The sequence below is a fragment of the Segeticoccus rhizosphaerae genome (genome assembly GCF_009192725.1).
Classification (GTDB): Bacteria; Actinomycetota; Actinomycetes; order Actinomycetales; family Dermatophilaceae; genus Segeticoccus; species Segeticoccus rhizosphaerae.
Genome location: NZ_VOHR01000406.1, coordinates 1 through 3009 on the forward strand (window position 1 = coordinate 1; position 3009 = coordinate 3009).

Annotated in this window: 3 protein-coding genes; 2 read left to right on the forward strand and 1 reads right to left on the reverse strand. The window is 70.2% G+C overall.

Annotated elements, in window-relative coordinates; translation table 11 throughout:
- Both FRW57_RS19755 and FRW57_RS19760 read left to right on the forward strand, forming a co-directional pair.
- Nucleotides 1-269, forward strand: a 269-nt coding sequence (locus FRW57_RS19755) for a helix-turn-helix domain-containing protein (RefSeq protein WP_152186850.1), incomplete at its 5' end; no start/stop codon positions are given.
- A complete protein-coding gene (locus FRW57_RS19760) occupies nucleotides 266-1489 on the forward strand; it encodes a tyrosine-type recombinase/integrase (RefSeq protein ID WP_152186851.1) in 1224 nt (407 codons plus the stop codon). The genes FRW57_RS19755 and FRW57_RS19760, both read left to right, overlap by 4 nt.
- A gap of 855 nt (nucleotides 1490-2344) precedes the next feature.
- Here FRW57_RS19760 and FRW57_RS19765 read toward each other — a convergent pair.
- Entirely contained in the window at nucleotides 2345-2542 is a 198-nt protein-coding gene (locus FRW57_RS19765) for a DUF1918 domain-containing protein (RefSeq protein ID WP_152186852.1), read from the reverse strand.
- Between the last annotated feature and the right edge of the window lie 467 nt (nucleotides 2543-3009).

Consider the following 3009-nt stretch of genomic DNA (forward strand, 5'->3'; position numbering starts at 1 on the left):
GGGCGGCCACGGCCACCCCGGCCGGCGGCGGCCGGGCTGGGGCCCGTGCGACGTTCTCGATCCGCGAGGCCGCAGCGGAGCTGGGGGTGAGTGTGTCGATGTTGCACAAGCTGCTGAAAGAGCGCCGGCTGAGTCACCTCAAGGTCGGCGCCCGCACCCTGATCACGGCCGAGCACCTGGAGGAGTTTCGGCACGCGTCCGAGGTCCCCGCGCCCCAGACGCCCCCAGCTGCCATCCGACCAGTGGGGCGCTCGGTGAGGGCGTCGTGAGCCGTGGCGTGGCCAGGACCCGGGCTGCCAACGGCCGGTCCTCCATCCAGCGGGGCAGCGACGGTGGTTGGCACGGCTACGTCTCCATGGGACGGACCGACGCCGGCAAGCCGGTGCGGCGTCACGTGCGCGGACGCAGCCGTCAGGAGGTCACCGAGAAGGTCGCCGCGCTGGAGGCCGAGCGGGCCCGGTCAGCGCATCGGCCCAGCTCCAACCAGCAGCTGACGCTGGGACAGTGGCTCGACGAGTGGCTGGTGATCATCCAGCGCACCCGCAAGCCCAAGACCTTCGACACCTACACCAGCCTGGTCCGGAACCACTGCGGCCCGCTGCGATCGTCACCGCTGGCCCGGATCGCCGTCCGTGACATCGACGACCTGCTCTACCGGGTGGCCGGGCGCTCTCCTCAAAGTGCGGTCTCACTGCACCGGATCCTGCGGTCGGCGCTGAACACGGCCGTCCGGCGCGGACTGCTGGTGGCCAACCCGTGCGCCCACGCAGTCGTCCCCCGGGTGCGCGAGACCGAGCTCGAACCCTACTCCCTGAAGGACTGCCGGCGGATCCTGCTCGCCGCGGCCGAGCTGCCCAACCGCGCGAGGTGGTCGGTGGCGCTGGCTCTCGGGCTGCGGCAGGGGGAAGCCCTGGGGCTGAAGTGGGAGGACATCAACTTCGAGCAACATCAGCTGCGGGTCCGGCGACAGCTGCAGCGACCCAGCTGGCACCACGGCTGTGGCGAACCCGACCCCGACCACCAGCCCGCCAAGTGCCCCCACCGCACCGGTGGCGGCTGGGTCCTAGAGGAGGTCAAATCACGGGCCGGGCGCCGGACCCTGGCGGTCCCACCGCAACTGCTACAACAGCTGCGTGAGCACCGCCGCGGCCAGGCCGCCCACCGGCTCGCAGCCGGTCCCGCCTGGCATGAGCACGAGCTGGTCTTCCCCCGCCCCGACGGCCAGCCCCAACACCCCTCGGTCGACGCCAAGGCCTGGCGCGCCCTCACCCAGCGAGCCGGCGTCCCCCCGCTGCGCCTGCACTACGCACGGCACACCACGGCAACCATGCTCTTGGCCCAAGGCGTCGACGGACGCGTGGTCATGGGGCTGCTCGGTTGGTCGCAGGCCTCCCTGCTCACGCGCTACCAGCACGTCATCGATCCCCTGCGCCGCGATGCCGCGCAGCGCATCGACCAAGCGTACTGGCCCACGGCGGAATCGCCGTGACAGCGCCGCCGCCCGTGACGGAGCAGTGACTCGCATGAGCCTCCCGGGGCATCGCCCGACAGTAGACGACGGCAAGAGCCGCCCGACTGAAAGCGACTCACTGGCGGCTGGAGCCCCACGCTCAGGGGTATTCCAGGAGGGTCGGATTAACGCGAAGCTGGCATCTGGACAGACTCGCAATCGACGCGCTTGTGACAGGTTTGCTGACGTCCCTGAGGTGGGCGGGCACGCCAGCGAGGAGACTTCAGGAGCACAGGTTGGAGGGGCCGACGGACCGATGTACCTCGTCCGTGCCGTGGAGACCTCTCTGCGCTCGGGCTGAAGAGGCCGCAGGTTCAAATCCTGTCACCCGACTCGTGGCACGTAGGGCCTTGACCAGCGGAAACGCCATGACACGGCCCTGCTCATCGCACGGGGTTTGCCACGAGATTGCCACGACTCCCAAGCCGTGAACTCTCGAGGTGCACGCCGAGCCGTCGCCTCACCCGCCGCGTCCCCGGACAGCGCCCGCAAAGTCGCACACAGCTTGTTCACCGTGATGGTTGCGGGGTGCCGTATGACGTCCCCGTCCCGAGACGGCCAGCCGGACGGGGTATGCGGGACATCGACGGACTGGTGCGCGGTTGGAAGCGTCGCTGACCTGGACGTTCACCGTTTGTGGTTCGGGAAACGGAGATGCGTCAAGAGCAACCCCTGATGGGGTGATCAGTCCGGCACGCGCTGGGCTTCGGGGACCTTTCGCTCACTCATCGGCTTCGCCTTCTTGGCGCTGGGGTAGACCATTGTCTGCTGCGCCGGCGCAGCGGGGACGGGAGGCGCCCGCCGAGAGGCTGTGCGGAAAGGGACCGCCGGGGTTCAGCGCTGGGCGCCGGCCGTCTTCACGATCTGGCAGTCGGAACCTGGCACGACCAGTCGTTCGTGTCCGTCGTCGAAGCGGACCATGTACGGCGGTTGCCCGTCTTGGCCTCTGACCTCGATGATCTGGCCTTCGGTATCGGGACTGCCGACCTTCTTGCCGCGGACGCGCAGTCGATCTCCGGCGCTCGCTTGCATGTCACTCACCTCCGCTGTCCCAGCGTAGGGGTCTCTGGCCCGTTCCGGCCATGGTCACCGGCGCGGCCTGACGGCTGTCAAGGGGCGCCGACCGTGGACAGGCCGCGCCAGGGGCTGCTCGGGCGCGGCCTGCCCCGGTGCGGGCGTGGTTTCCGTGGCCCGGCGCGCTGTGGGGAAGACCCGAGTTGCCGTACGGGCGTGGTGCCCAACCTGTGGTGGCACCGCAAGGAGCAGACGTTGCGCGCGGAGCCAAGCGGCCGCCCGTTGCTGAGTGGTGTGGATCTGACTGGATCACCTCCTCCTCGTGCCTACCTGCTGGGAGTAGTCACCGCCTGTCCGGGTCAGGGCCAAGGCTTGCCCGTTTGCGGGGGTGAGCGTTGCCGGGTCCACTCGTCCAGACCGGGACGGGTCGGTCGGGCGCCCGGCGCGCGGGGCCGGTGCCCCGGGGTGCCGGCCGGGTGGTGGTC

What these genes read in the sequence shown, in the direction of transcription:
- FRW57_RS19765 (WP_152186852.1), bottom strand. Translation starts at nt 2,542, where the DNA reads ATGCAAGCGAGCGCCGGAGATCGACTGCGCGTCCGCGGCAAGAAGGTC.